Origin of the sequence: Bradyrhizobium sp. JYMT SZCCT0428 (assembly GCF_018131075.1) — a bacterium.
Lineage (GTDB): Bacteria > Pseudomonadota > Alphaproteobacteria > Rhizobiales > Xanthobacteraceae > Bradyrhizobium.
The window spans coordinates 75,700-101,981 of sequence record NZ_JAFCLS010000015.1; the positions used below are offsets into that span (position 1 = coordinate 75,700).

At 63.9% G+C, this 26,282-nt stretch carries 27 protein-coding genes and 1 pseudogene; 3 read left to right on the forward strand and 25 right to left on the reverse strand.

Annotation, left to right across the window (positions count from 1 at the left end):
- Positions 1 to 11: 11 nt before the first annotated feature.
- The 3 genes and pseudogenes from JQ575_RS17375 to JQ575_RS17385 all read right to left on the reverse strand — a co-directional run bounded on the left by JQ575_RS17375 (position 12) and on the right by JQ575_RS17385 (position 1,505).
- The gene (locus JQ575_RS17375) at positions 12 to 248 is read right to left on the reverse strand and encodes a hypothetical protein (RefSeq protein WP_212034446.1); all 237 of its coding nucleotides are present in this window, start codon (positions 246 to 248) and stop codon (positions 12 to 14) included.
- Positions 245 to 1,089 (reverse strand): annotated as a pseudogene (locus JQ575_RS17380) (SDR family oxidoreductase). Before JQ575_RS17380 ends, JQ575_RS17375 begins: the two are co-directional and overlap by 4 nt.
- A 158-nt stretch (positions 1,090 to 1,247) precedes the next feature.
- Positions 1,248 to 1,505 carry a hypothetical protein gene (locus tag JQ575_RS17385; protein WP_212034447.1) on the reverse strand — a complete coding sequence of 86 codons (258 nt, stop codon included), beginning with the start codon at positions 1,503 to 1,505 and terminating at the stop codon, positions 1,248 to 1,250.
- A gap of 152 nt (positions 1,506 to 1,657) precedes the next feature.
- On the opposite strand from JQ575_RS17385, the gene JQ575_RS17390 reads away from it, so the two are divergent.
- Positions 1,658 to 2,782, forward strand: coding sequence for a DUF2336 domain-containing protein (locus JQ575_RS17390; protein WP_212034448.1), 1,125 nt, complete (start codon positions 1,658 to 1,660; stop codon positions 2,780 to 2,782).
- 103 nt (positions 2,783 to 2,885) lie between these two features.
- On the opposite strand, the gene ilvC is transcribed toward JQ575_RS17390, so the two are convergent.
- The 7 genes from ilvC to miaA form a co-directional block, all read right to left on the reverse strand.
- Positions 2,886 to 3,905: a ketol-acid reductoisomerase gene (gene ilvC, locus JQ575_RS17395; protein ID WP_212034449.1), complete on the reverse strand. Its 1,020-nt coding sequence runs from the start codon at positions 3,903 to 3,905 to the stop codon at positions 2,886 to 2,888.
- A gap of 146 nt (positions 3,906 to 4,051) precedes the next feature.
- The gene (locus tag JQ575_RS17400) at positions 4,052 to 4,654 is read right to left on the reverse strand and encodes a LysE family translocator (protein WP_212034450.1); all 603 of its coding nucleotides are present in this window, start codon (positions 4,652 to 4,654) and stop codon (positions 4,052 to 4,054) included.
- Positions 4,655 to 4,756: 102 nt separating this feature from the next.
- The gene (locus JQ575_RS17405) at positions 4,757 to 5,455 is read right to left on the reverse strand and encodes a class I SAM-dependent methyltransferase (protein ID WP_192737976.1); all 699 of its coding nucleotides are present in this window, start codon (positions 5,453 to 5,455) and stop codon (positions 4,757 to 4,759) included.
- A 3-nt stretch (positions 5,456 to 5,458) separates the two neighbouring features.
- Entirely contained in the window at positions 5,459 to 6,001 is a 543-nt protein-coding gene (gene ilvN / locus JQ575_RS17410) for an acetolactate synthase small subunit (RefSeq protein ID WP_192737977.1), read from the reverse strand.
- A gap of 19 nt (positions 6,002 to 6,020) precedes the next feature.
- Complete coding sequence (locus JQ575_RS17415) at positions 6,021 to 7,007, reverse strand: threonine dehydratase (RefSeq protein WP_212034528.1); 987 nt, start codon at positions 7,005 to 7,007, stop codon at positions 6,021 to 6,023.
- Positions 7,008 to 7,012: 5 nt separating this feature from the next.
- A complete protein-coding gene (locus tag JQ575_RS17420) occupies positions 7,013 to 8,788 on the reverse strand; it encodes an acetolactate synthase 3 large subunit (protein WP_212034451.1) in 1,776 nt (591 codons plus the stop codon).
- A gap of 410 nt (positions 8,789 to 9,198) precedes the next feature.
- Positions 9,199 to 10,140, reverse strand: coding sequence for a tRNA (adenosine(37)-N6)-dimethylallyltransferase MiaA (gene miaA, locus JQ575_RS17425; RefSeq protein ID WP_212034529.1), 942 nt, complete (start codon positions 10,138 to 10,140; stop codon positions 9,199 to 9,201).
- Here miaA and serB point away from each other — a divergent pair.
- Both serB and atzF read left to right on the forward strand, forming a co-directional pair.
- Positions 10,139 to 11,032, forward strand: coding sequence for a phosphoserine phosphatase SerB (serB, locus tag JQ575_RS17430; protein ID WP_192737979.1), 894 nt, complete (start codon positions 10,139 to 10,141; stop codon positions 11,030 to 11,032). The genes miaA and serB overlap by 2 nt on opposite strands.
- A 97-nt stretch (positions 11,033 to 11,129) precedes the next feature.
- Entirely contained in the window at positions 11,130 to 12,488 is a 1,359-nt protein-coding gene (gene atzF, locus JQ575_RS17435) for an allophanate hydrolase (protein ID WP_212034452.1), read from the forward strand.
- Positions 12,489 to 12,505: 17 nt separating this feature from the next.
- Here the strand turns inward: atzF and JQ575_RS17440 are convergent, their stop codons facing one another.
- The 15 genes from JQ575_RS17440 to JQ575_RS17505 form a co-directional block, all read right to left on the reverse strand.
- Complete coding sequence (locus tag JQ575_RS17440) at positions 12,506 to 13,696, reverse strand: ABC transporter permease (RefSeq protein WP_212034453.1); 1,191 nt, start codon at positions 13,694 to 13,696, stop codon at positions 12,506 to 12,508.
- 2 nt (positions 13,697 to 13,698) lie between these two features.
- Complete coding sequence (locus JQ575_RS17445; protein WP_212034454.1) at positions 13,699 to 14,859, reverse strand: ABC transporter permease; 1,161 nt, start codon at positions 14,857 to 14,859, stop codon at positions 13,699 to 13,701.
- Positions 14,856 to 15,536, reverse strand: coding sequence for an ABC transporter ATP-binding protein (locus tag JQ575_RS17450; RefSeq protein WP_212034530.1), 681 nt, complete (start codon positions 15,534 to 15,536; stop codon positions 14,856 to 14,858). Before JQ575_RS17450 ends, JQ575_RS17445 begins: the two co-directional genes overlap by 4 nt.
- 50 nt (positions 15,537 to 15,586) lie before the next feature.
- Positions 15,587 to 16,642 carry an efflux RND transporter periplasmic adaptor subunit gene (locus JQ575_RS17455; RefSeq protein ID WP_212034455.1) on the reverse strand — a complete coding sequence of 352 codons (1,056 nt, stop codon included), beginning with the start codon at positions 16,640 to 16,642 and terminating at the stop codon, positions 15,587 to 15,589.
- Between the two features lie 421 nt (positions 16,643 to 17,063).
- A complete protein-coding gene (locus JQ575_RS17460; protein WP_212034456.1) occupies positions 17,064 to 17,789 on the reverse strand; it encodes a Crp/Fnr family transcriptional regulator in 726 nt (241 codons plus the stop codon).
- Between the two features lie 168 nt (positions 17,790 to 17,957).
- A complete protein-coding gene (locus tag JQ575_RS17465) occupies positions 17,958 to 18,821 on the reverse strand; it encodes an ABC transporter ATP-binding protein (protein ID WP_409364797.1) in 864 nt (287 codons plus the stop codon).
- 5 nt (positions 18,822 to 18,826) lie between these two features.
- Entirely contained in the window at positions 18,827 to 19,573 is a 747-nt protein-coding gene (locus JQ575_RS17470) for an ABC transporter permease (protein ID WP_212034458.1), read from the reverse strand.
- 3 nt (positions 19,574 to 19,576) lie between these two features.
- Positions 19,577 to 20,035 carry an ABC transporter substrate-binding protein gene (locus tag JQ575_RS45715; protein ID WP_312015958.1) on the reverse strand — a complete coding sequence of 153 codons (459 nt, stop codon included), beginning with the start codon at positions 20,033 to 20,035 and terminating at the stop codon, positions 19,577 to 19,579.
- Positions 19,918 to 20,577 (reverse strand): NrtA/SsuA/CpmA family ABC transporter substrate-binding protein, encoded by a 660-nt coding sequence (locus tag JQ575_RS46100; protein WP_312015954.1) that lies wholly within the window; start codon positions 20,575 to 20,577, stop codon positions 19,918 to 19,920. Before JQ575_RS46100 ends, JQ575_RS45715 begins: the two co-directional genes overlap by 118 nt.
- Positions 20,578 to 20,979: 402 nt before the next feature.
- Entirely contained in the window at positions 20,980 to 22,494 is a 1,515-nt protein-coding gene (locus JQ575_RS17480; protein ID WP_212034459.1) for a Do family serine endopeptidase, read from the reverse strand.
- Positions 22,495 to 22,748: 254 nt separating this feature from the next.
- Positions 22,749 to 22,949 (reverse strand): DUF2065 domain-containing protein, encoded by a 201-nt coding sequence (locus JQ575_RS17485; protein WP_192737988.1) that lies wholly within the window; start codon positions 22,947 to 22,949, stop codon positions 22,749 to 22,751.
- A 91-nt stretch (positions 22,950 to 23,040) separates the two neighbouring features.
- Positions 23,041 to 23,949, reverse strand: a complete 909-nt coding sequence (hflC, locus tag JQ575_RS17490; RefSeq protein WP_212034460.1) for a protease modulator HflC — start codon at positions 23,947 to 23,949, stop codon at positions 23,041 to 23,043.
- On the reverse strand, positions 23,946 to 25,094 hold the full coding sequence (gene hflK, locus JQ575_RS17495; protein ID WP_212034461.1) for an FtsH protease activity modulator HflK: 1,149 nt from the start codon (positions 25,092 to 25,094) through the stop codon (positions 23,946 to 23,948). The genes hflC and hflK overlap by 4 nt, the downstream gene beginning before the upstream one ends.
- 169 nt (positions 25,095 to 25,263) lie before the next feature.
- Complete coding sequence (locus tag JQ575_RS17500) at positions 25,264 to 25,791, reverse strand: dihydrofolate reductase (RefSeq protein ID WP_212034462.1); 528 nt, start codon at positions 25,789 to 25,791, stop codon at positions 25,264 to 25,266.
- Positions 25,791 to 26,276 (reverse strand): GNAT family N-acetyltransferase, encoded by a 486-nt coding sequence (locus tag JQ575_RS17505; RefSeq protein ID WP_212034463.1) that lies wholly within the window; start codon positions 26,274 to 26,276, stop codon positions 25,791 to 25,793. The genes JQ575_RS17500 and JQ575_RS17505 overlap by 1 nt, the downstream gene beginning before the upstream one ends.
- Positions 26,277 to 26,282: the final 6 nt, after the last annotated feature.

The following is a 26,282-nucleotide window of genomic DNA, read 5'->3' on the forward strand; positions in this document are numbered from 1 at the left end:
ATGCGGTGATATCAGATCAGATGAAACGTGCGGCCCAATCGGCGATGAATCGTAATCACGGCGCGATCGACGTCGCTGATCAGGCTGTCGCCGAGCGCGACGCTCGGGATTTCCCAGTTGCGGCCGCCGCGGACGCCCGGCACCGGTTGAAGACCGGTGATGCGCGCCGTCTCGCATCCCGGTTGACCGCCAAGCGCCTCGTTGACGAGTTCGGTCAGCTCCGCGTTGGTCTTGCCGATCGTCGTCATGCTTGCGGCGTCAGGCCAAGGCGCCGGGCGATGATCCTGTCGACGGTGCGCTTGGGCAGCAGCGCCGCCGCCAACACCTGAAGCGGATCGGGCACGATCGAATAGCGAACCTTGGGATTTGGCAGCGTCAGCGCGTCGAAGATCTTCGCGGCGATTTTCTCCGCGGGCAATCCGATCGAACCAAGCTGCAGCATGTAGGCGCGGACCTTTTGCAGCGCCGGAAAGAACGGCGAGTTCGTGTCCGGATATTTCGACTTCCTCGGCCTTGCTCCAGATCGGCGTTTTTACTGCGCCGGGCGCGATGATGATGACGTCGATCCCGAACAGCATCAATTCGCGGCGCAGGCTCTCCGACAGCCCCTCGATCGCGTGCTTGGAGGCCGCATAGGCCGACGTCATCGGGACGCCATTTTTCCCCGAGACCGAGGAGATCATGACGACGCGCCCCTTTGGTCCCTTCAGTGACGGATCGGCGCCAAGCAGCGGGCCGAACGCCTGCGATAACCGGCCCGATCACATTGACCTCCATCTGGCGGCGGAATTCGTCGGCCGCGAGTTCAAGCACCGGACCCGCCACCGCGATGCCGGCATTGTTGACGAGGCCGGCGAGCGTTTCGCCGCTCAATTGGCTGCGCACCTCGCGCGCGGCGGCCAGCACCGCGGCCTCGTCGGTGACGTCGAACAGCAGCGGCGTGAAATTGGCGCCGAACTCAACCCTGAGGCGGTCCGCGTCGGCCTGCTTGCGCACGCTGCCGAACACGCGAAAGCCACGATCGAGCAGCAGTTTCGCGGCAGCCCAGCCGATGCCGGTGGATGCACCGGTGATGACGACGGATCTCATGATTGTCTCCCCCTCCGTGAGGCGGGGTTGATGTAATCCGGATCGAGAGAAGTGCAATGCGCGGCGGCGGCGGCCAAAATTCCCGTCACGACGGCGCGCGCGCCCGCCCTCCGTTCTTGCAGGAGGGGTGAGGAACGCAAGTCCGGCCTTAACAGAATTCATCGTGAAAAAATCCTTAGCGCGCGCGTCATGGACCGCCTCCTCGGCAGTGGAGCACGCTTGATGGCCTGTTGTCGGAGCGCTTCGCCTTCGAACGGTTTGGGAGGATAGCTGCCAGTCAAAATACCGGAAACGGCGCAAATCGCGCGAATGCCAGCGGTCAGGCGCTGGTCACGGCGCAATATAACGGCATGCAACGTCGCGCTGCGTGGTAAAGCAATCAGGAATGCAAAGCGGACAATGTTCGGCGCACGCATGCGGCGAATTTCGCGACAATGGTTGCGAATTTCGCAATTGCCTGTTTTCAGTGCTGTCGTTCCGCATTTCTACGGGCTTTCCCTTAACACTCGCGAAAGACCGCACTCGCCATTGTGCGTGCTGAAATTGAAACAACAAACAGGCCGCCACAATGGCGCAACAGCCGGCTCACTCGATTATCGCCGAACTCGAAGATGCCGTAAGGGGTGGATCGCCAGCCCGACGCGTCGAAACCCTGCGTCCGGTCACCGATCTCTTCCTCAATGACGGCGAACGCCTCAGCGAAGACCAGGTCAAGGTGTTTGACGACGTGCTCTGCCTCTTGATCGCACGCGTCGAGACGCGGGCGAGAACCGAGCTCAGCAAGCGGCTGGCACCGCTCGACTACGCGCCGTTCGAAGTCATCCAATATCTCGCATGGGACGACGAAATCGCGGTCGCCGGCGAGGTGCTGACCCATTCCAGCCGCATCAGCACCGAAGCACTGGTCGAGATCGCCAGCAGCAAGGGCCAGGACCATCTGCTCGCGATTTCGGCGCGCGACAATTTGCCGGAGGCCGTCACCGACGTGATCGTCGATCGCGGCCAAACCAAGGTCATTCGCAGGCTCGCGAAAAACGCGACCGCGCGGTTCTCCGAGGCCGGCTATTCCGGCATGGTCGCCCATTCCGAAGCTGACGACGAACTGGTCGAGATCCTCGGCCTGCGCCTCGATCTTCCCGTCAAATTCCTGCGCGACCTGCTGCGCCGCGCCAAGGACGCCGTTCGCACCCGGCTGTTGGCCCTTGCGCCGCCCGCACTCCAGGAAGAGATCCGGCGGGTGATCGAGGACATCGTGCGCGAGGGACCTCCGTCCGGGCGCGACTTCCGCGTGGCCGAAGAACTGGTCAGGCTGATGATGGAACTGAAAGAGCTGGACGACGCGGCCGTCTATGGTTTCGCCGAGGCGAAGAAGTTCGACGAGGTCATGGTCTCGCTCGCGGTCCTCAACGACGTGCCGGCCGAAATGATGGCCCGCCTGATCGAAGGGCCCCGCTCCGACCTGATCCTGATTCCCTGCCGGTCGGCCCGTCTGAACTGGCCGACGGTCGAGAGCATCCTGCGCAACCGCCCGGTGAAGCTGAAGATCGACAATCAGACACTAGCTGTTGCGGAACGGGACTATAGGAAACTGTCGATGGAAACCGCCCAGCGCACTGTGCGCTTCTGGCAGTTGCACAACCGGATCGAGAAGCAGCCGCACGTACCGCCCGCGCCGGATGGCGCTCGTCCGTGAATGAGAATGGTGGGCACGCTTGCGCTTTGCCCACCCTACCGATCCTGCGAATGAAAAAGGGCCGCGCAATGCGCGGCCCTAATTCGTCTTGACCGTCGGACGATCAGTTCTTGGTCTTGTCGACCAGCGCGCCCTTCTTGATCCACGGCATCATGTCGCGGAGCTTGGCGCCGACTTCCTCGATCGGATGCTCGGCGAGCTTGGCGCGGGTGGCCTTGAAGGAGGTCTGGTTGACCTTGTTCTCCAGCATCCAGTCGCGGGCGAACTTGCCGCTCTGGATATCGGCGAGCACGCGCTTCATCTCGGCCTTGGTTTCGGCGGTCACGATGCGCGGGCCGGTGACGTATTCGCCGTATTCGGCGGTGTTGGAGATCGAGTAGTTCATGTTGGCGATGCCGCCTTCATAGATCAGGTCGACGATCAGCTTCACTTCGTGCAGGCACTCGAAATAGGCCATCTCTGGCGCGTAGCCGGCTTCCACCAGCGTCTCGTAGCCGCCCTTGATCAGTTCGACCAGGCCGCCGCAGAGCACCACCTGCTCACCGAACAAATCGGTCTCGCACTCTTCCTTGAACGTGGTCTCGATGATGCCGGCGCGGCCGCCACCAACGGCCGAGGCATAGGACAGGCCGAGGTCGTGGGCGTTGCCGGACACGTCCTTGGCGATCGCGATCAGGCAGGGCACGCCGCCGCCGCGCTGATATTCCGAGCGCACGGTGTGGCCGGGGCCCTTCGGCGCGATCATTAGCACGTCGAGATCGGCGCGCGGGTCGAGCAGGTTGAAGTGCACGTTGAGGCCGTGCGCGAACACCAGCGCCGCACCCTTCTTCATGTTGTCGTGCAGATGCTCGCGGTAGATGTCGCCCTGCAGTTCGTCGGGGGTGAGCATCATGACGAGGTCGGCCCATTTGGCGGCCTCAGCGACTTCCATCACCTTGAAGCCGGCGGCTTCCGCCTTCTTGGCCGAGGCCGAGCCCTTGCGCAGCGCAATGGCCACTTCCTTGACGCCGGAATCCTTCAGGTTCAGCGCATGGGCGTGGCCCTGGCTGCCGTAGCCGACGATGACGACTTTCTTGCCCTTGATCAGGTTCAGGTCGGCATCACGATCGTAATAAACTCGCATAGTCGTTTCCTCATCGGTGGCCAGAATGGGCCGGTTAATCAGGCATTTGGGTTAGGATGGAGCGCCGGTCGCCCGCGAATTTCCGGCGTTGTCTAGAGCATTTTCCGCTTTCTGGGAAACCCGTTTCTGCATGGCGCGGTGCGGCATCATGCGTCCATGAAGACCGGGTAGAGCGAGGCCAGCAGCAGCACCGCCATCACGATATTGAAGGCCCGGACCGCCCTCGGCGAGGTCAGGACCGGCCGCAGCGCGCTGCCGAACAGCGCCCAGGCGGTGCAGGAAAGCACCCCCAGCAATAGGCTGAGGACGACCTGGATCGCGATGTTCCAGGGATAGGCCGCGATCGCCGCATAGGCCGTGATGGTGCCGATCACCATGACCCAGCCCTTGGCGTTGACCCATTGGAACATGGCCGCGCCCCAGAAGGTCATTGGCCCGCGGCGGTTGTCCTGGTCGGCCGAAACCGGCCCGGACATCGCGATCGCGGCGGCAAGATAGATCAGGTAAACGACGCCGGCATATTTTAGGACCGTCTGCAGCACCGGATAGGCGATGAAGATGGTGCCAAGGCCAAGCCCGACCGCGCCGACCATGAACGCAAAGCCGACCGTGATCCCGGCGATGTGCGGGATGGTCGGGCGGAACCCGTAAGTCAGCCCCGAGGACAGCAGCATGATGTTGTTCGGCCCCGGCGTGAAGAACATCACGGTGGCGAACAGCACGAAGGCGATCAGCAGCGAATGTGACATGGTGGCCTCACGCGATCTTTGGCAGAACTGTTTTTGAGGAGGCTTGCGAACGCTTCGCCAGCAGCATCACGGCGATGCAGACATCGGCCGGTTTCATTTTTTCTAGCTCTGTTGATGGTCCGGCTTCGGTTTGCGCAAAAGATAAGTGCCGTGCAGCGGCGCGTGGTAATCGACCGATTCCAGCGTGAAGCCGACATCGGTCAGCATGCGCTCGATCACCCAGCCGAAGGTCGAATATTCATCGCGCATATGGGTGACCACGCTCTCGCGCTCGAAATCGTGGTTCTTGATCGAGAAATCGGCCCACGCCTCGACGTCGCGATCGACGCCGTCGGGCATGCTGACAAAGACGATGTCGCGCAGGTAGAAATTCGCGCCGGGCTTCAGCGCGGCATGGATCCGCGCCAGCGCCACCGCCTTCCAGAAATCCGGCAGATGATGCAGCGTGAATTCACTGACGATCAGGTCGTAGGAATTCGGCTGGTAGGCGAAGCTCAACATGCCCGCCGGCTGGGTGCGGACCGCGACCTTGCGGTCGCGCGCCTGGATGTTGGCGAGCGCCAGCATCGCCGGCGAGATGTCGATGGCGTCGACCTCGGCGCCCATCAGCGCCGCCTCGACGGCCAACACACCGTTGCCGCAGCCGATATCGGCCACCCGCCAGCCGCGCTCGACGCCGAGCATGGTCAGCGCCGCGCGGGCGCGGATGTCGCTGTCGTCATGCCGGTCGTAGATCGAGGCGACCGCGGAATCGAGCCCGAGTTGCCGCCGTTGATTGTAATACCAGTCGCGCGCCAGCATGGTTCACATCCCCTCAGGCCCGCGCCCGATCGCGGCAACACCGGTGCGCGACACCTCGACAAGGCCGATCGGTCGCATCAGGTCGATGAATTGACTGACCTTGGCGGAATTGCCGGTGATCTCGAACACGAAGCTTTCGGTGGTGGCGTCGATCACGCGGGCGCGGAACGCGTCAGCCAGCCGCAGCGCCTCGACGCGGTTGTCGCCGCCGCCGCGCACCTTCACCATGGCAAGCTCGCGCTCGATCGAGCGGCCGGTCAGAGTCATGTCGACAACGCGGTAGACCGGAACCATGCGATCGAGCTGGTGCTTGATCTGCTCGATCACCATCGGCGTTCCCGTGGTGACGATGGTGATGCGGGAGAGATGTTTCTGGCTCTCGGTCTCCGAGACCGTGAGGCTTTCGATGTTGTAGCCGCGGCCGGAGAACAGCCCGATCACGCGCGCGAGCACGCCCGGCTCGTTCTGCACGAGCACCGAGAGCGTGTGCGACTCTGTCGGATCGTGGCGCTCTTCGAGGAAATAGGCGGATGCGGGCTGGTTCATTGTCGTTCCCAAATCTTGGCTACGCCAGTGCCTTGGCGGCGGTGACATTTTCGTTGCGGGCGATCCATTTCCAGAACAGATCGAAATCGATATTGCCGCCGGACAGGATCAGCCCGACCCGCTTGCCGCGGAGCTTCGGCTTCTCCTGCAGGGCTGCGGCGAGCGCTGCGGCGCCGGCGCCCTCGGCGAGATTGTGGGTATCGGTCCAGTAGGCCCGCACCGCGTCGGCGATTTCGTCGTCGGTCACCTGCACGATGTGCGAGGCGCCCTTGCGAATGATCGCCAGCGCCTCGGCATCGGGAACGCGGGTCGCCATGCCGTCGGCCAGCGTATTGCTGCTGTTGGTCTTCACCACGGTGCCGGCCGCGAACGACAGCGCATAGGACGGCGCTTCCGTCGACTGCACGCCGACGATGTCAGTCTTTAGCCCGAGCAGATCACGCGCCAGGATGCAGCCGCAGATGCCGGAGCCCTGCCCGATCGGCACATAGAGCACATCGATATCATCAGCGGCGCGCAGCAATTCCAGCGCGTAGGTGGCAACCCCCATCACGAGGTCGCGGTGGAAGGACGGCACCAGCTCGAGGCCCTCGCGTTCGGCGTGACGCTCGCATTCCTCGCGGGCGGACTGAAAATCCTCGCCATGCTCGATGAGGTTGGCGCCGAGAGCGCGCATCGACTGGTTTTTCTCGGCCGAATTGCCATGCGGCACATAGATCGTTGCCGGCACGCCGAAACGGCGCGCGGCGAAGGCGAGACTCTGGCCGTGATTGCCGCGCGTCGCCGAGATGATTCCTGAGGTCTGCGCCCGCTCGCGTTGCAGCCGCTCGACATAGACCAGCCCGCCCCGCACCTTGAAGGCGCCGATCGGGGTGTGGTTCTCGTGCTTGACGACCACGTCGGCGCCGAGCCGCTGCGCCAGCAGCGGCCACGCATGCGCCGGCGTCGGCGGCATCGCTGCCCCGACGATCCTGTGCGCGTGCTCGAGTTGCCCCAGGTCAAACATCGCCGTCACACCAGCGCCTTGCCGCCGGCAAAGGCCGCCGCGGTCGCTTCGTCGGTCGCTTCCGCTGGCAACAGCATTTCATTGTGCGCCTTGCCGGACGGAATCATCGGGAAGCAATTTTCCAGCGCCGCGACACGGCAATCGAACAGCACCGGGCGCTTGACCGAGATCATTTCCTTGAGCGCTCCGTCGAGGTCGCCGGGCTTGATAGCCTGCAGGCCGACGCAGCCGAACGCGTCCGCCAGCTTGACGAAATCCGGCAGCGCCTCCGAATAGGAATGCGACAGCCGGTTGCCGTGCAGCAGCTGCTGCCACTGCCGCACCATGCCCATATACTGGTTGTTCAGAATGAAGATCTTGATCGGCAGTTCAAACTGTACCGCCGTCGACATCTCCTGCATCGTCATTTGCACCGAGGCATCGCCCGCGATATCGATCACGAGGCTGTCCGGATGCGCGACCTGCACGCCGAGCGCGGCCGGCAGCCCGTAGCCCATGGTGCCGAGGCCGCCCGAGGTCATCCAGCGGTGCGGCTCCTCGAAGCCGAAGAACTGCGCCGCCCACATCTGGTGCTGACCGACTTCGGTCGTGATGTAGGTGTCGTGCCCGCGCGTCGCCTCGAACAGCCGCTCGATGGCATATTGCGGCAGGATGACTTCGCTGTTCTTCCGGTAGGCCAGCGAATTGCGCGCCCGCCATACGGCGATCTCCTGCCACCACGCCTTGATATCAGGCTTTTTCGCTTCCGCCTTGAACACCTGCAACAGGTCGCCGAGCACGTTGCCGCAGTCGCCGATGATCGGCACGTCGACGTGGATGTTCTTGTTGATCGAGGACGGATCGATGTCGATGTGGATCTTCTTCGAGCCCGGCGAGAACGCGTCAGTGCGGCCGGTGATGCGGTCGTCGAAGCGCGCGCCGACGCACAGCATGACGTCGCAATCATGCATCGCCATGTTGGATTCATACGTGCCGTGCATGCCGAGCATGCCGAGCCAGTTCTTGCCGGTCGCGGGATAGGCGCCGAGCCCCATCAGGGTCGAAGTGATCGGAAAGCCGGTGACTTCGACCAGTTCGCGCAGCAATTTCGAGGCTTCGCGTCCGGAATTGATGACGCCGCCGCCGCTGTAGATCACCGGGCGCTTTGCGCCGGCGAGCAGCGCCACGGCTTTGCGGATCTGCGTCGCGTCGCCCTTGACCCGCGGCGTGTAGGAAACATGCACGTCGGACTTGCGCGGCGGATGATAGGTGCCGGTCGCGAACTGCACGTCCTTTGGCACGTCAACCACGACGGGGCCGGGACGGCCTGTCGTGGCGACGTAGAACGCCTCGTGCAGCACCTTGGCGAGATCGTTGACGTCACGCACCAGCCAATTGTGCTTGGTGCAGGGCCGCGTGATGCCGACGGTGTCGCATTCCTGGAACGCATCATTGCCGATCAGATGCGTCGGCACCTGGCCGGTGATGCAGACCAGCGGAATCGAATCCATCAGCGCGTCCGTCAGCGGCGTCACCATGTTGGTGGCGCCGGGGCCGGAAGTCACCAGCACGACGCCCGGCTTGCCGGTCGAGCGCGCATAACCTTCGGCGGCATGGCCGGCCCCCTGCTCGTGCCGCACCAGGATGTGCTCGACCTCGCTCTGCTGGAAGATCTCGTCATAGATCGGAAGCACCGCACCGCCGGGATAGCCGAACAAATGCTGGACGCCATGATCGATGAGCGCGCGCACGATCATCGCAGCACCGGTCATCTGGTTCGGATCGTGGCTCTTGTCGGTCATGACGTTTTCCTTGGCTTGCTCCGGATGCGCTATGTCTGCGCGGCTTCGTCGGCTTGGATTCGGGAAATAAAAAAGGGCCCCAGAGGCCCTATGCACACCGCCTGCAACTGGATGGCCTCAGCCATCCCGGGCGGTGCGCCAGGGTACGACTACGATAAGGAGCTTGGTAATAATATTACGCATCGGACGGTCCAGACTTCCCGAAGATTACGCGGGTTATAGCGACCGAACCCCGGAAGTCAAGGGAAGGACGCTTTCAGCCCGATTAAGGCAGTGTAACGGGGTTCCGGCCGTTCGGCGAGTGCGAATTTGCTGTTCCCTGCCATGCAGGGGGCCTGGGAAGCCGTAGCCCGGATGAGCGTAGCGACATCCGGGGCGGCAGGGGTGTGAGATCCCGGATGTCGCTACGCTCATCCGGGCTCGGAGGAGACCTTCGACTCCAGCCACCCCAGCGCCGCCTCCGGCGCCACCCACTCAAACTCCGGCAATTGGTGCCGGAACCAGGTGAACTGCCGCTTGGCGTAGTGGCGGGTGTCCGCGCGGCCGATTTCGGCGGCCTCTGTCTGGCTGATCTCGCCGTTCAAATGCCGGATCAGCGCCGGCACGCCGTGGGCCTTCATCGCCGGCAGCAGCGGGTCGAGGTGTCGGGCGGCCAGTGCGGCCACCTCCTCCAATGCGCCTGCCTCCAGCATGGCGTCGAACCGCGCATCGATCCGCCCATAGAGCTGGTCGCGCTCGGGCGACAGAAATAGCGCGTGAAACTCGCCTTGCGGCAGCAGCGGCGGCAGGCCTTCGCGGTGCCAGTCGGTCAGCGCGCGGCCGGTCGCCTCGACCACCTCGAGCGCCCGTGCGATGCGGGCGCGGTCGCGCGGTTTCAGGCGTTCCGCCGTTACCGGGTCGCGCTGCGCCAGCTCGGCGTGCAGCGCTTCGACGCCATCGCGCTCCAGCCGCGCGCGCACGCTGTCGCGCACATCCGCCGGGATCGGCGGCACCGCCGACAGGCCGCGCGTCAGCGCCTTGAAATAGAGCCCGGAACCGCCGACGAAGATCGGCAGGCGTTTTGCGACCTGTGCTTCCGACAGCATTTTGGCGGCGTCCGCGACCCACGCGCCGGCGGAAAAGTTCACGGCGGCATCGACATGGCCATAGAGCCAATGCGGCGCCTGCGCCTCTTCGGCGGGCGTCGGGCGGGCCGTGATGATGCGAAGATCGCGATAGACCTGCATGGAATCGGTGTTGATGACGACGCCGCCGGCTTTTTGCGCCAGCTCAAGGGCCAGCGCCGACTTGCCGCTGGCGGTCGGCCCTGCGATAAGCACGGCCTTATTCCCCAAACGCGAATTCGCCTGCATGTCCCTCGTCGCCACGCTCATCTGCAATCCCGTCAACCCCGCGCTCGACTCCACCATCGTCGACGGCGCGCTGGCCGTCCTGCCCTCGCCCGGCACGGCCCAATGGCTGTTCGACGAAGTCGCGGTCGATATCCCCTTCACCGGCAGCGAGGATATCAAGGCGATCGAGGCCCGCCTGCGCCAGGCGCGCGGCGACTTGCCGATCGACATTGTCGTGCAGCCTGCCGCCTTCCGGCGCAAGAAGCTTTTTCTCGCCGACATGGATTCCACCATGATCGGCCAGGAATGCATCGACGAACTGGCCGATTTTGCCGGACTGAAGGCGCACGTCGCCGCCATAACCGAGCGCGCGATGCGCGGCGAGATCGAGTTCGAGCCAGCGCTGCGCGAGCGCGTCGCGCTGCTCAAAGACATGCCGGTCGGCGTGGTCGATGAAGTGCTGAAAAAGCGCATCACGGCGACACCGGGCGGCCGCGAACTGGTCATGACCATGCGCGCCAACGGCGCCTACACCTGCCTGATCTCGGGCGGCTTTACACTGTTCACCAATGCGGTCGCCGCGATGATCGGATTCCAGGAAAACCGCGCCAACGAATTGAAGGTGTCGGGCGGCAAGCTCACGGGCGAAGTCACCGAGCCGATCCTCGGCCGCGCCACCAAACTCGCGACGCTGATCGAACTCACCGAGTCCTTTGATCTCGACGACATCGACACACTGGTGACCGGCGACGGCGCCAACGATCTCGGCATGATCGAGGCCGCGGGCCTTGGCGTCGCCTATCACGCCAAGCCGGCAGTGGCGGCGGCCGCGGCGGCGCGGATCGACCACGGCGATCTCACCGCGCTGCTGTATGCGCAGGGCTATCGGCGCGATGAATTCGTGACGGCGTGAACCGCCGCGGCACCTGAACACGAAGCATTTAATTGCTTGTTCGTGACGACCCGCTCGCCCAGTTTTGCCGAAAGCAGCGCGGGTGGAGTTCTTTCAGGTGAACCAAATCAATCTACGATTCGCAACGTCCTCCCCTGCCGGTAGCGACCCGCTGCAGGCCATCGAGACGGCCTATCGGCGGATCGAGACCGAGCGTGACCGGAACTGCTGGATCCATGTCCGCCCGATCGCGGAGACGCGGGATCATTGCCGCACGCTGATGAGACGCGCCGATTCAGGCGAAACCCTTCCCCTGCTCGGTGTCCTGTTCGGCGTCAAAGACAATATCGACGTTGCCGGCATGCCGACGACGGCCGCCGTCCCTGCGTTCAGCTACATGCCGGCACGTTCAGCCGAAAGCGTCGAACGCCTGATCGCGGCCGGCGCGATCTGCATCGGCAAGACCAATCTCGACCAACTCGCCACCGGCCTCTCCGGCGCGCGCTCGCCCTACGGCTCCTGCTCTGCCGTCGCAGACCCGCGCTATGTCTCGGGCGGCTCCAGTTCGGGCTCGGCGGTCGCGGTCGCCGCCGGCCACGTCACGTTCGCGCTTGGCACCGATACCGGCGGCTCGGGCCGCATTCCCGCCGGCTTCAACGACATCGTCGGCATCAAGCCGACGGTCGGGCTGGTGTCGTCGCGCGGCCTGGTGCCGAATTGCCCGACGCTGGATTGCGTCTCGATCTTCTGCAATTCGGTGCAGGAAGGCGCCGCGATCCTGGACGTCATGGAAGGCTTCGATCCCGAGGATCCGTACAGCCGGCCCGCGCCGGCCTCCGTCAGCGCCCGCGCGAGCGGCAAGTTCAGGTTCGGCCGCCTCATGGCGAAGGATCTCGAATTCTTCGGGATGCCCGAATGCGGCGCGCTCTATGAACAGGCCTGCGAGCGATTTTCCGCTCTCGGCGGCACCGCTGTCGAGATCGACTTTGCTCCGTTCGCCGAGGCCGGCGAGATGATGTTCACCGGCCCTTGGGTCGCGGAACGGCGCGCATCGATATCGTCGCTGATGGAGGTCGATACCGATCGCCTGCTCGACGTCACCAAAGCCGTGCTCCGGACGGCGACGAGCTATTCGGCGGTAGACACTTTCACCGCGATGCACCGGCTGTTGCGGCTGCGCCGGCGGTCGCAAGATCTCCTCGCCGGTATCGATGCGCTGGTGGTGCCCACGGCGCCGCGCCCGTTCCTGCTGGACGAGATGCACAGCGATCCGATCACGCTGAATAACCGCCTCGGCCACTACTCCTACTTCGCCAACCTGCTGGATCTCTGCGCGGTAGCGATCCCGAACGGCGTGTTGCCCAACGGTATCCCCATGGGCGTAACGCTGCTGGCGCGGGCCTGGTCCGACCGGGCGTTGATTGCGCTGGCGAGGCGGCTCGACACAAAATCGCGAAAACAACCCCATGCAAAGTAACAATGGGGGGCCCGGCTCTAGTGCGCGTACAGTCCTTCGACGATCGGTAATCGCGCGGCCCGCAGGGCTGGAAACAGCCCACCGATCAGGCCCACGATCAGCGCCAGCCCAACCCCCTCGGCGATAAGCCAGGGACTGAGCTTGAAGTCGAACACCACCTGGGTGAAGTTCCCGCCAAGGGTGGACGCCGTGACGCCATCGAAAATCAGATACGTGGCGGCGGCGCCGAGCAAGCCGCCTATGACGGCGAGCACCAGCGATTCGGCGAGCGTCCCGACGAACGCAGGAAAACCGCCAAAGCCGATGGCGCGCAGCGTTGCGATTTCCGTCGCGCGGCTGGCAACCGACGAATACATCGTGTTGAGCGCGCCGGCGACCGCGCCTAGCGCCATCGCGATCGCCAGTGGCCAGCCAAGTTTCTGAATTAAATCAGAGGTCTGCGAGGCCTGTTCCGCGAAGTAAGCTGCTTCGGATTTGACATCGAGCTTCAGCCGCGGATCGTTGTCGCTATAGCTTTTGAGCTCATTGAGGGCGGCCGGCCCGGTGAGGCGCGCGCGCACGATCTGTACGATATTGTTGCGATTGAACAGGCTCTGCACCACGTTGAGATCGGCCCAAATCTCGGATTCGAACACGCTGCCGCCGGCCTCGAACACGCCGACCACGGTCCAGCGCGTGGCGCCGAAGGCCACGGTGCTGCCGAGGTCGAATCCCTCGAATTCCCGCAGCAGGGCCTTGCCGACCACCACGTCGTTGCTGCCCCGGTTGAACATGCGGCCTGCGGTGATGGTGATGCCCTTGCGCAGCGCGGCGCCCTGTTCCCCGATCCCGCGCAGCGGCAAATTGGCCTTGGTCCCGGTCGAGCGTTTGATGCCGTCGACCACCAGATAGAGTTCCGGCGAGATCAGGGGTTTGCCGTCGCTGCCACGCGCGATGCCGGGACCGTCCTCGATCAGTCGTACCTGATCGCGGCTCACGGTACTGTTGATTTCGGCCTGCGAGCCGGCCCGCAGCACGATCGCGATGTCATCAGCACCGGATCCCGCGATGGTGCGCTGGAATCCGTTGGCCATCGCCAGGAACGCGAGCAGGACGATCACCACCAGCGCGATCGCGATCACCGTCGAGAGCGAGAGCCAGCGCCGCTGCGCTATGCTCCTGAGATTGATGGCGGTGACGGCGGCCACCTGAAGCCAGAGCGAACGCATGTCTATCCCCGTCCAAGCGCGGTTGCAATTTTGAGCCGCATGGCGTTGAGCGCCGGAATGATCCCCGTGATCAGCCCCAGCGCGATCATCAACGCCAGGCCTTGCATGATGATGGTCGGCGACACGGCAAAAGCAGGCGCGATGTTGGACAGGCTTGTGCGCAGGGCCATGGCGATCAGCGCCGCAATCGCCAACCCGGGAATTCCGCCGAGCAGGGCCAGCAGGACGGATTCGCCGAGCACCATCCCAAGGATCCGCGGGCCCGAAAAGCCAAGCGTCTTCAGCACGCCGATCTCGCGGGTGCGCTCCCGGATCGACAGCGCCATGGTATTGCCGACGATCATCAGGATGGTGACGAAGGCGGCGCCGACAACCAGCAGTACAATCAGCGCGATGTTGCCGAACTGGGCCGCGAACGCCTTGCCGAACGCTTTTTCGGTGTCGGTCGAGGTCTCGGCGGTGGAATTGGCGAACATCGCGTCGATCGTCTTGGCGACGCGAGGGTTGCTTTCGGGAGAGGTGGTCTGAAGGATCATCCAGCCGATGGTGTCCTTGCCGAACGAGCGGGTCTCGTCGAAGTAGGCGTACTGAAACAGCAGAAAGTTGGTGTCGACGTGCTCGGCCTTGCCCTTGACGATGCCGGCAATGGTGAGATCCCAGGTATGCCCGCCGCTCTTCTGGCTGAAAATATTGCTCGCAACGGGGATGCGATCGCCGACCTTCCAGCCCCACTTCTGCGCCAGGCTTTCGCCGACCACCGCGCTGCCGCGATCTCGCATGAAGGCTTGAAGCTGTTCGGGCGGAACTTCGAATTCGCTGCGGTACACGTCGAAATAGGTGCTCGGCTCGATCGCCAGCGACATCAGGAAATTCTTCGGGTCCTGATAGTAGCCGCCGAACCAGTTGGCGAAGGTCACCTGCCGCACGCCCTCCACCGCCCGCACCCGATTATAGTAGGCGATCGGCAGCGGCTGGGTGAAGTTGATCTTGTTGACGGTGATCATGCGGTCCGCGGCGGCGGCATCTTCGCCGGCGGTGAAGGCGCGGTAGAATCCAGCGAGCACGCCGAAGATCATGAAGGCGATCAGGATCGACACGATCATCAGGGCGGCGCGCAATTTGCGGCGAAACAGGTTTTTCCGGACCAGGTCGAAGTCGTTCACGCGGCGAGCTCCCGTTCGACGAAGCGGCCCTTGTCGAGATGCAGGACGCGCTTGGCATAGTTTGCCGCCGCCGGATCATGCGTTACCATCACGATGGTCTTGCCGAGTTCGCCATTGAGCAATTGCAGGATTGAAAGGATCTCGTCGGCGGATTGCCGGTCGAGGTCGCCGGTCGGTTCGTCGCAAAGCAACAGGTTCGGGTCCGAGACAATGGCGCGCGCAATCGCCACGCGCTGCTGCTGGCCGCCCGACATTTCGCGCGGACGGTGCTTGACGCGGTCGGCGAGTCCAACCACGGAAAGTGCGGTGTGAACGCGCGCGGCGCGATCCTTGCGGTTCAACCTGGTGAGCAACAGCGGCAGCTCCACGTTCTGCGCCGCGGTCAGCATCGGCATCAGATTGTAGAATTGGAAGATGAAGCCAACATTGGCGGCCCGCCAGGCGGCGAGTTCACCTTCGGAGAGACCATCGATGCGCTGGTCCGCAACCGAAATTTCGCCGGCGTCGACGCGATCGATACCCCCGAGCAGATTGAGCAGCGTCGTCTTGCCCGAACCGGACGGTCCCATGACGGCGATGAAGTCGCCGCGTGGAATCGCAAGATCGAGATGATCGAAGATCGAGATTGTTTCCTTGCCCTTGGTGAAACGCTTGGCTACGCCGCTAAGGCGAACCATCGGATGCTCGGCTGTCACGCTTTTCTCCTCTCAAGGTTTCCGGCCGGAAGCTAGTTCGCGGCGGTGGTCTTGGTGGCGTCCTTTAGATCGGCCAGGAAATTCACTTTCACCGCCATGTCGGGCAGGATGCGCGGATCCTTCTTTTCGAAGCGGATTCGCACCTTCACCGTGGCCTTCTCGCGGTTCGCCGTCGGCACGATGGCAATCACCGAGGCGGGAATCGTCCAGTCCGGATACGCATCCAGCATCGCGTTCACGGCGCCTCCGGCGACGACCCGGCCGATGAAGGCCTCATTGACGTCGACTTCGATCTCGATTGAGTCCATGTCGACGATGGTGCAGATGCCGGTGCGCGTGTAGCCGCCCACCGACATCGGCGAAATCATCTCGCCGGGCTGTGCGCTGCGGTCGATGACGACACCGGCGAACGGCGCCCTGATCTGATGCTTGTCCAGCATCGAGGCGCTGCGCTTGGCGTCGATCTTGGCGGTCTCGAATTGCGACTGCGCCTGGCGCATTTGCGCGTTGAGCACGCCGACCCGGGCCTGCGCCTTGGTCAGATCGGCCTCGGTCGCAAAGTTCTTCTGCGAGAGTGTTTGCACGCGCGTCATGATCCGGGTCGCGTCCTCCAGATCGGCGGCGATCGCGGCGATCGCGGCATTGGCCGTCTCGGCGCGCGAGCGGGCCAGCTCATAGTCCCTTTCAGCAAGCACGCTGTCGAGCCGCGCGACGACCTGCCCCTCGGTCACCGTCATGCCTTCGTCGATGAACACTTCGACCACCTTGCCGGTGATCTCGGCGGCAACGGTTGCCTTGCGGCGCGCCACCACATAGCCGGAGGCGGCCAGGCTGCCGGTCGCCTTGCTATTCGTTGGCGGCTGCTGTGGCGGCTGCGGTTGTGCGACGGGCTGCTGTGCAGTTTGCGATGCGGCCTCTTTGGTCGGGTCCTGCCTGCGGAACTCGAATGCGGCAAAGGCGGCGAATCCGGCGACGCAGATGATAATCACCGCTGAGATCGGCAACCAACGGCTGCCCGATCGCTCCGCCTTGCCGGCGCTGCGATCGATCGTAAGCGATCTCAGCAGTTTGCTCTTGTCTTCGGTCATTGTTCATTTCCATCCACCTGCTCGCTGCCGTTCCTGCACGGGCGGCATCGTTCTCGCGCCAGTGGTCTCGCTCACAGCCGGTCTACGCGTCGCGTCATCGTTGGGGTGGGCCCGCTTTCGGCGAGGCGGCAAACCCAGCTCGGTTGCAAATCCCGCTTAGTCGCGCGATCGCCAGGCGGCGACCGTTTTTTCGACGAGGCGAATAACGAGAATTTAAAGCTTAATGGCAGCGGAAGCAATTACTGGAAGACCAAGAGTTGCGTGTGACAGATGCCGCCATTTTTGATATGCGGTGGTTCATCCAACGGCAATCGCCACTTTGTCGAAAGGCGCGCCGCTCTCCATACGGGCGAACGCAAAGGTCTTGTCGATTACGGTTCCATGCGATTGGCCCAGATGGCGTCCGCTATGCCTCGATGCTTTAGACCACCTCGAGGTCCAGCGCCGGCATGTTCAGGATCGAGATCAGCCCCCGATGATACCGGATGATGCCGCGCTGCTGCATGCGAGCGAGTTGGACGGTGACCCATTGCCGGGTCGAGCCGATCAGATTGGCGAGGTCGCCATGCGTAAACGGCACCGCGATGGTGGTTTCGCGGCCGCTCCGGATGCCGTGTATCCGCGACAGGAAAATCAGCAGGCGATGCAGCCGCTCGGTGACCGAGCGCGTCCCCAGCATCTGCGCCATCGCCGAATAGCACCGCGCCTTGAACGCGAGCGCGTCCAGCAACGCCACCGCCAGTGGGGCGGACTCCAGCGCGACTTTCTTCAGCGCCGGTCCCGGCAGAAATGTCAGCTCGCTCGCCTCAACCGCCACCGATGTCCACATATGCGGTCCGGTGCCGAACAAATCCGGGCCGCCGACAAAGTTGCCCGGAAACCAGTAGGCCAACGTCACCTCGCGCCCTGACGGCGCGACGTAGTAGCTGCGAATGCGGCCGGATCGGATCAAATAGATTCCGGTCTGACCATCGCCCTGCTGCCAGACGAACTGGCCGGTTTCGAGGGGCTTGTCGCGGCCTATACCGCGCAGGCGCCGCCGATCCGCCTCGCACAGTTCGTCCAGCAGACCCGGCAGCGGGCGGACGAGGCTCTCTGATTCCGCCAGCATGATTCCGGCCGCGGCTCTCGCATGTGCTGCTGTCATGGTCGCCTCCTTGAATTGAGCTGATCAATTCAAGACTCGTGCCAACAAGGCGCAATTTGGCGCCGTAGGAGCCTTTCCGTTCCGATGCAATCGGAACGGGGCTCCAGATTTTTGATTTGACGCGTTTTCTTTAACGCGAACCGGTATCCACTTCGCTTTGAAAACGCTCTAGCCGGCGCTCGACTGATCGAAGGCGCGACGGCCTTCGGACCGGATCAGGTCGAGACAATCCTTCTTCAGCGCGAGGTAGGCAGGATCGAGCATGATGGCGTTGGAACGCGGCCGCGGCAGATCGACGCCGAGATCGCGCAGGATGCGTCCGGGGCCCGCGCTCATGATCAGGACCCGGTCCGCCAGCAGAATGGCCTCATCGATGTCGTGGGTGACGAACACGACCGTTGCATCGATGCGTTCGCGCAATTCGAGCAGGCTGTCCTGCATCACGCTGCGGGTCTGAGCGTCGAGCGCGCCGAACGGCTCGTCCATCAACAGCACGCGCGGCTGGTTGGCAAGCGCGCGTGCAATCGCAACGCGCTGCTGCATGCCGCCGGAGAGCGTGTGCGGATAGGCGTCGGCGAAACGATTGAGACCGATCATCTCGATCAGCCCATCCGCAATCGCCCGGGCCTCGCTCCGCGACTTGCCCAGCATGCGCGGACCATGGGCGATGTTCTTGCGGACGGATTTCCAGGGAAACAGGTGCGGCTGCTGGAACACCATGCCGACATCGGGCCGCGGGCGCTGCATCGGCCTGCCGTCCACAGTCACCGCGCCGCTGTACGGCGTCTCCAGGCCCGCGATGGTGTTGAGCACCGTCGACTTGCCGCATCCGGATGGTCCCACGATGCAGACAAACTCGCCGTGAGCCACGCTGAACGTCACCCGATCGACGGCGATCACCTGCCCCTGCGGCGTGTCGAACACGATGCTGAGGTCGGCGACGCTGATGATGGTGCGAGCCACCGCGCGTTCTCCTGCAGGTGACGGCTGTGGATGTGCAAGCGCCAACGCGGCGTCGGACCGGTGTACCATCTGCTTCATCGCCACCACACCGTGCGTTCCGCGACCGCCGCGAACAGGCGGTCGGCGATAAACGACATCAACCCGAGCGCTGCCAATCCGCCCATCACCTGGCCGGTCTGCAGATTCTGCTGCGCGATCTCGATCCGGTAGACGATGCCGGCAAAGGCCCCCGCCAGTTCGGCCGCCACCAGCGTGTAGAATGAAATGCTGATCGCGGTTCGAAGCCCGACCACGATGTAGGGCAAGGCGCCGAGCAGCACGATCTCCTGCAGCATCTGGCGCCGCGGCGTCCCGAGCATCAGCGCCGCCCGAATCAGGCCGCGGTCGACCTTCTGCACGCCGATATGCGTCGACAGCCACACCGTGAAGAAGACGCCCCAGACCACCAGGAACAGCTTGCCCGTTTCAGACAGGCCGAACCAGAGGATCACGATCGGAACGAACGCGATCGGCGGGATCGGCCGCAGGATATGAAACAGCGGCGACAGCAGGCTTGATACCAGCGCAAACTGCCCGGTGAGAACGCCGAGCGCTATGCCAAGCGCCGCGCCCACCACGAACCCGGTCACGACGCGATAGAGGCTCGCCCCGAGATCGAGGAAGAACTGCCCGCTTCGCACCCACTCGACCAAGGCGACCGCAACGACCGACGGCGGCGGAAACAGCACGGCGTTGACGATCCCGGACCGCGCGATCACTTCCCACGCCACGACAAAGAGCGGGATCGAAAGCGCGCCGACCAGGATATTGATCCGCTTCATCTTCTATTTGGCCGAGACGGTGACGCGGCTGGCATCGATGCCGCGCAGCGGTTCGAGCGCCAGCACCTTGGTGAAGTCAGGCATCGCCGCGCCCGGCGGGTGGTTGCCGCTCTCCAGCCGCCACGCCGCATGCAGCTTGAGAATGCCGAGCAGCTGATCGTCGATACGGACGCGGTAGATGTAGTCCTGCCAGATCGCAGCGAGTTCGTCGCGCTTCATGCCGACGATGTCGGCGATGGTCGTGATCGCCTCGTCCGGGTTGGCCTTCAGCCACGCCTCGGCGTCCAGCAAGGCCCGCAAGAATTTCTGAACCAGCGGACCGTTGGCGTCGAGATAGGGCCGCGTCACCACGATGTTGAATGTCTCGGAGTAAATACCCTTGGTGTCCAGCAGCACCGCGTTCTCGCCGAGCGCCTTTCTGGCGTTGGCGATATGCGGCTCCCAGGTATCGAACGCGTCGATGCTGCCGGCCGCCATCGCCGGCAGCATTTCCGCGGCCGCAAATTGACCAGCGTCACGTCGCCCGGCGTCAGGTCCGCGGCCTTCAGCAGCGTCGCGGTGTAGACCTCGCTGCCGGTGCCGGCGGTGAAACCGATCTTCTTGCCGCGCAGGTCGGCCTTGGTCCTGATCCCGGCCTTTGCCGCCGTCATGGTCTTGAGATCGGAGTATTCCATGCCGGCGACGAACGCGATCGGCTGGTTGGCCATCGCCGCGGCGGTCACCGGCGCTTCGGCCGTGGTTGCAAAGTCTGCGCCGCCGCCGAGCACGGTATCCAGGCATTGCTTGCCCGAGGTGAAGTTGGCGACGGTAATGTCGAGCCCCTGCTTTTCGAACATTCCCTTCGCCTTGGCGACGATGACGAGGCCCGATATCGGACCGAGATTCTGCGCCAGCCGCGCTTTCACAAGATCCTGTGCCGCCGCCATCGTGGGCGCGGCGATCGACCAGCAGAGCACGGCACATGCCGCAAACGCGGCGGCGGGGATGGATCTGGCGCGCGGCATGAGTGATCTCCATAGGCCGCCAGGGGTTCTGACGGCATGCTCGGTGACAATGATGGCGCCGGCCCCTGACCGGTCCCACCGCAAGCCCCGCGTCCTCCCTTTGGACCTCCCGGCCAGCCTGTTGGGACCGTTGAGGTGATCCCGCTGTTTTCCGAGATGCGGATCGTCGGCCATGGCCCCCGTCCAAGGAAGCAATTAATCGACATTGGATGCGGGCAGGCGCGACGTGACGCAGGGGTGCTTGCGCACCCCCGGTCACGAGGTCGGGTCATCGCTTGATTGGATTTGGCTTGATTGGATTTGCGGTCAGGCGGCCGGTCGAGACACCGCCCGCCAACACAGCCGGCCCAGGAAAGGTGGCGGGAAAGGCGGCGAAAAGCGCCGCCGCTTTCCCGAAGCTTGTTACTGCACGAGCAGCGGAACGAAGCGCAACTCGCCTTCGCCGTTGGCAACCATCAGCAGGACCGACTTGCGCCCGTCCTTCTTGATCTGATCGACCCGCTTCTTGACGTCGGCGGTGTTCGTCACCGCCTCCTGCGCCACCTCGACGATGACGTCGCCGGCGGACAGCCGCTTCTCGGCGGCATCGGAGGCGTTGTCGACGCCGGTGATGACGACGCCCTTGACGCTGTCCTTGATCTTGTACTTGCCGCGCAGATCCTTGCTCAGCGCGGCCAGATCGAGACCAAGCACCTTCTGCGTCACCGGCTTCTCGGCGACGGGCTCGTCCTTCGACTTGGCGGCGGCCTGCTGCACCTTCTCGTTATCCTCGAGCCGGCCGAGCGTCACCTTCTTGGTCTCCTCCGCGCCCTTGCGGATGACGACGACTTCGACTTCTTTGCCGACCGCGGTGTCGGCGACCACGCGCGACAGGTCCTTCGGATCCTTGACGTCCTTGCCGTCGAACTTGACCACGACGTCGCCAGGCTCGATCCCGGCGGGCTTGGCCGGGCCCTTGTCGTCGATGCCGGCGACCAGCGCGCCACGCGCCGGCTTGATATTAAGGCTTTCGGCGATCTCGTCCGTGACCTGCTGGATGCGGACGCCGAGCCAGCCACGGCGCAGCTCGCCGAACTCCCGGAGCTGATTGACGACGCCAATCACGGTCTTCGAAGGCACCGCGAAGCCGAGGCCGATCGAACCGCCGGTCGGCGAGATGATCAGCGTGTTGACGCCGACCACTTCGCCCTCGAGATTGAACAGCGGACCGCCGGAATTGCCGCGGTTGATGGAGGCGTCGGTCTGGATGTAGCTGTCGTAGGGCCCCTGGCTGATATCGCGGTTGCGCGCCGAGACGATGCCGGCCGTCACCGAGCCGCCGAGGCTGAAGGGATTGCCGATCGCAATCACCCATTCGCCGAGACGCAGCTTGTCGGACTCGCCGAACTTGACCGCGACCAGCGGCTTCACCGGCTTGAATTTCAACACCGCGATATCGGTCTTCTTGTCGACGCCGACCAGTTCGGCCCTGATCTTGGTGCCGTCGTTCATGATGATGTTGATCTCGTCGGCATCCGCGATGACGTGATTATTGGTGACGACGACGCCAGCGGTATCGATGATAAAACCGGAGCCGAGCGAATTGGTCTTGCGCGGCTGCATCTCGCTTCGCTCGCCGCCCTTGGGAGCGCCGCCGCGCCGGTTCTTGAAGAAGTCGTCGAAGAATTCCTCGAACGGCGAACCCGGCGGCAATTGCGGCGTGGCCTGCCGGTCGCCGCCGCCACCACCCTTGGCCTCGACGTTCTGCGAGGTCGAGATATTGACGACGGCGTCGATCACCTTTTCGGCGATGTCGGCGATGCCGTCCGGGCCCCGCGCGAAAGCCGGCGCTGAAGCCAGAGCGGCGACAGCGCCGAGTGAAATCGCAGCCCCCATCATGCGCAGGCGACGGCTCAAAGCGGGTCTGGCTCCGGTCATGTCAGCTTCTCTCCAGCGGGTCGATTTGGGGTCCACAGTGCGCCCGAACGGGTCCGAGGCGCAAGCATTTGAACCGGGCATTTCGGCGAAAAACCGGCCATCGGCGGCTCACGATTTCGTTGATTCCGCAGGCGATTTTTTTGGTTATTCCAAGGCGCATCGAAGATGCGAACCTCAGGGGCGCAATTGCGCCCTGGGGAATTTCGAGATTCCGGGTTCGATGCTTCGCATCGCCCCGGAATGACAAGACCCAACTAGCGGCGAACCAGCCAGATCAGGAGCAGGCCCACGACCGCCGATCCGATGCCCACCGCGCGCAGAATGTTGTCCGGCGTCGTCATCGCGCTCTTCATCGCCCGGCGCATCCAGGCCGGGCTTGCCGCGAACATCAGGCCTTCCAGCACAAACAGGATTCCCAGGCCGATGAGGAAGTCGGCAAACGCTATGGACCTCATCGGATGGCAACCTCCCGCTGAACGCAGTTCTTGCTTTTGTCGCAGGCGAAGCGGGGTCCGCTTCGCCTGATATGGTGTGGCCGGCCGGAAGCTATTGCTTCGGCGCGGCTGGTGCGGCGGCGGCCGGCGGGTGGCCGGCCGAATTGGCGAAGAAGCGGAAGAACTCCGAATCCGGCCGCAGCAGGAAGCGGGTGTCGTTGCTGCGAAGTCCGGTCTCATAGGCCGACATCGAGCGGTAGAAGGCGAAGAAGTCGGGATCCTTGCCATAGGCCTCGGCGAACAGGCGGTTGCGCTCGGCGTCGCCGGCACCACGCGTCTGTTCGGCCGTCGAATTGGCTTCCGCGATGATGACGGTCGCCTCACGATCGGCCTTCGACCTGATCTCCTGCGCCTTCTGTCCGCCCTGGGCGCGGAACTCGGCGGCTTCACGCGCCCGTTCGGTCTGCATGCGCTGATAGACCGCCTGGCTGTTTTGCTCCGGCAGATCGGCGCGGCGGATTCGCACGTCGACCACCTGGATGCCGTAACCGTCGGCTTCCTTGTCGAGCTGTTCGCGAATACGCAGCATCAGGGCTTCGCGCTCGTCGCGCACCACCGTGATGAAGGAGACCTCGCCCAGCACGCGGCGCAGCGCCGCGTTCAGCAACGTGGTGAGCTGGACGTTGGCGGCCTGGATCGAGCCGATGCTCTGATAGAAGCGCAGCGCGTTCTTGATGCGGTAGCGGGCGAAGGCGTCGACCACCAGCCGCTTCTGGTCCGAAGCGATCACTTCCTGCGACGGATTTTCCAGATCGAGGATGCGCTTGTCGATCGAGATGACGGTGTCGATGAACGGCGCCTTGAAGTTCAGGCCCGGTTCGGTGACGACGCGGATGGGTTCACCGAGCCGCACCACCAGCACTTGCTGGGTCTGGTCGACGGTGAAGACGGAGCTGTAGCCGAAGATGACGACGACGAACAGCGTGATCAGGAGGACAATGCCTGTGACGGGAGACCTCATCGGTTGCCTCCCTGCTGCTGCTGCTGACCGGTGGCGGGCGGCGCCGGCGTTCGCCGCGGCGACAATTCGTTGAGCGGCAGATACGGCACCATGTTCTGTGCATTCGAACCGCCGTCATAGACGAGCTTCTCGGCATTGGCGAGGATACGTTCCATCGTCTCGAGATAAATTCGCTGCCGCGTCACGTCTTTCGCCTTGTTGTATTCGTCATAGACTTTCAGGAAGCGCGCGCTCTGGCCCTTGGCCTCGGCGACCGCCTGTTCCTTGTAACCTTCGGCGACCTGCAGGATCTGCGCGGCGCGGCCGCGCGCGTCCGGAACGACGCGGTTGGCGTAGGTCTGGGCTTCGTTCTGCAGACGCTCGAGATCGGCGCGGGCGGCCTGCACGTCGCGGAACGCGTCGATCACCTGCGCGGGCGGATCGACCTTCTGCATCTGTACCTGCGTGATCTGAACGCCCGAACCATAATTGTCGAGCGTCTTCTGCATCAGTTCCTGCACACCGGCTTCCGTGGTGGTGCGGGCGCCGGTCAGGATCGGCTGGATGTTGGAACGGCCGATCACTTCGCGCATCGCGCTTTCGGCGACCGCCTTCACTGTGCCTTCAGGGTTCTGGATGTTGAAGAGGAAATTGCCGACGCCGTCGGGCTTGATCCGCCACAGCACCGTGAAGTCGACGTCGACGATGTTCTCGTCGCCGGTCAGCATCAGGCTTTCTTCCGGCACGTCGCGCATGGTTCGGCCGCGGCCGCTCGGATCGCTGATCAGCGTCATGCCGATCGAGATGGTGGAAACGCGCAGCGCCTTCGGCAACAGCACGGTCTCGATCGGATACGGCAGATGGTAGTTCAGGCCGGGCTGCACGGTCTTGATGTGCTTGCCGAAGCGCAGGATCACGCCGAGTTCTTCCGACTGAACGCGGAAGAAGCCCGACAGGAACCAGATCGCCAGCGCGCCGATCAGAACCAGCGCGATGCCCATGCCACTGAAATGGCCGCCGGGCAGAAGATTCTGCAGCTTGTCCTGGCCGCGGCGCAGAAGGTCCTCAAGATCGGGCGGGCGCGGCCCAACCGATTGAGGTCCGTTGCCCCACGGTCCCTTCGGACCCGAGCCCCACGGGCCCCCGCCTTGATTCTTCCACGGCATATAAAAGTCTCCTCCGCGGGCCCGGGTCCGCCTGATTGGGCAAAATGCCCGGCCTCGCATGTCCGACCGGCTTTATAGGGGACCGCCCGGGCCCTTACAACGCAAGCTTATGGTCTGAAGCAGCTATGATTGGGGCCATAATTGTCAATGCAAACATTGGCTAGCGAGGTTAATGCGACAATTGACGCGTGCCGCGCCGACGAAATGTCACATAGGAGAACTCGGCGCTGTCGTCGGGTCCGGCCGGATTTCGCACGCGCGCGACCTCTTCCCAGTCGGAAGCCGCAATTGCGGCGAAACGGGTATCGCCGTCGGGCCGGGCATGCACCTCGGTGATTTCCAGCCGATCGGCACGATCGATCCAATGCGCGTAGATTTCCGCGCCGCCGATGATCGCGATCTCAGTGGCGAAACGTCGCAGCGCATCGCCGGTGGCGATCGCCTCGGCGTCGGCAAGGGAAGTGGTGACCACGGCGCCCTCCGCGCGCCAGGCGGCATCGCGCGTCACCACGATGTTGGTCCGCCCTGGGAGCGGCCGGCGCGGAAACGACTGGAAGGTCTTCCGGCCCATCACGATCGGCTTTCCCATCGTCATCGCCTTTAACCGCAGCATGTCGGATTTCAGCCGCCACGGGATGGCGCCGCCAGCACCGATCACGCCGTTTTCGGCGACCGCGACAATGAGAACAATTTCCATCAACGCGTCCCTTGCGCCAGCGCCGTCAACGCCGGTCCGCTTACCCGGCACACCGTCCACTCGTCCATCAGGACCGCGCCCAGCGATTTGTAAAAGTCGATCGACGGCGTATTCCAGTCCAGCACCGACCATTGCAAGCGCGACCAGCCGTTGGCCACACATTGCTTCGCAAGCTGCGACAGCAGCGCCTTGCCGATGCCTTTGCCGCGCTGCGCCGGACGGACGAACAGATCCTCAAGATAGATGCCGGACCGGCCGCTAAAGGTTGAGAAATTGACGAACCAGACGGCGAAGCCGACCGGCTCGCCCTCCCATTCCGCAATCTCGCAAAACAGCCGCGGATGGCTGCCGAACAGCGCGGCGTCGATGTCAGCTTCGGTGGCCTCGACCTCGTGAAGCAGCTTTTCGTACTCGGCGAGTTCGCGAACCAGGGACAAGACAAGCCCGGCTTCATCGGGGCGCGCGCGGCGGATAGCAAGGGCCATTCAATC

Coding starts and splice junctions, on each gene's coding strand:
- JQ575_RS17415 (WP_212034528.1), bottom strand. CDS start 7,007: ATGTTTGACCTGGGGCAACTCGAGCACGCGCACAGGATCGTCGGGGCA.
- ilvC (WP_212034449.1), bottom strand. CDS start 3,905: ATGCGAGTTTATTACGATCGTGATGCCGACCTGAACCTGATCAAGGGC.
- JQ575_RS17460 (WP_212034456.1), bottom strand. CDS start 17,789: ATGACAGCAGCACATGCGAGAGCCGCGGCCGGAATCATGCTGGCGGAA.
- JQ575_RS17455 (WP_212034455.1), bottom strand. CDS start 16,642: ATGACCGAAGACAAGAGCAAACTGCTGAGATCGCTTACGATCGATCGC.
- JQ575_RS17375 (WP_212034446.1), bottom strand. CDS start 248: ATGACGACGATCGGCAAGACCAACGCGGAGCTGACCGAACTCGTCAAC.
- JQ575_RS17385 (WP_212034447.1), bottom strand. CDS start 1,505: ATGCGTGCGCCGAACATTGTCCGCTTTGCATTCCTGATTGCTTTACCA.
- hflK (WP_212034461.1), bottom strand. CDS start 25,094: ATGCCGTGGAAGAATCAAGGCGGGGGCCCGTGGGGCTCGGGTCCGAAG.
- JQ575_RS17420 (WP_212034451.1), bottom strand. CDS start 8,788: ATGACCGACAAGAGCCACGATCCGAACCAGATGACCGGTGCTGCGATG.
- JQ575_RS17500 (WP_212034462.1), bottom strand. CDS start 25,791: ATGGAAATTGTTCTCATTGTCGCGGTCGCCGAAAACGGCGTGATCGGT.
- JQ575_RS17390 (WP_212034448.1), top strand. CDS start 1,658: ATGGCGCAACAGCCGGCTCACTCGATTATCGCCGAACTCGAAGATGCC.
- JQ575_RS17450 (WP_212034530.1), bottom strand. CDS start 15,536: ATGGTTCGCCTTAGCGGCGTAGCCAAGCGTTTCACCAAGGGCAAGGAA.
- JQ575_RS17505 (WP_212034463.1), bottom strand. CDS start 26,276: ATGGCCCTTGCTATCCGCCGCGCGCGCCCCGATGAAGCCGGGCTTGTC.
- JQ575_RS17400 (WP_212034450.1), bottom strand. CDS start 4,654: ATGTCACATTCGCTGCTGATCGCCTTCGTGCTGTTCGCCACCGTGATG.
- serB (WP_192737979.1), top strand. CDS start 10,139: ATGTCCCTCGTCGCCACGCTCATCTGCAATCCCGTCAACCCCGCGCTC.
- JQ575_RS17485 (WP_192737988.1), bottom strand. CDS start 22,949: ATGAGGTCCATAGCGTTTGCCGACTTCCTCATCGGCCTGGGAATCCTG.
- ilvN (WP_192737977.1), bottom strand. CDS start 6,001: ATGAACCAGCCCGCATCCGCCTATTTCCTCGAAGAGCGCCACGATCCG.
- JQ575_RS17440 (WP_212034453.1), bottom strand. CDS start 13,696: ATGCGTTCGCTCTGGCTTCAGGTGGCCGCCGTCACCGCCATCAATCTC.
- JQ575_RS17470 (WP_212034458.1), bottom strand. CDS start 19,573: ATGAAGCGGATCAATATCCTGGTCGGCGCGCTTTCGATCCCGCTCTTT.
- JQ575_RS46100 (WP_312015954.1), bottom strand. CDS start 20,577: ATGCCGCGCGCCAGATCCATCCCCGCCGCCGCGTTTGCGGCATGTGCC.
- hflC (WP_212034460.1), bottom strand. CDS start 23,949: ATGAGGTCTCCCGTCACAGGCATTGTCCTCCTGATCACGCTGTTCGTC.
- JQ575_RS17405 (WP_192737976.1), bottom strand. CDS start 5,455: ATGCTGGCGCGCGACTGGTATTACAATCAACGGCGGCAACTCGGGCTC.
- miaA (WP_212034529.1), bottom strand. CDS start 10,140: ATGCAGGCGAATTCGCGTTTGGGGAATAAGGCCGTGCTTATCGCAGGG.
- JQ575_RS17480 (WP_212034459.1), bottom strand. CDS start 22,494: ATGACCGGAGCCAGACCCGCTTTGAGCCGTCGCCTGCGCATGATGGGG.
- JQ575_RS17465 (WP_409364797.1), bottom strand. CDS start 18,821: ATGGTACACCGGTCCGACGCCGCGTTGGCGCTTGCACATCCACAGCCG.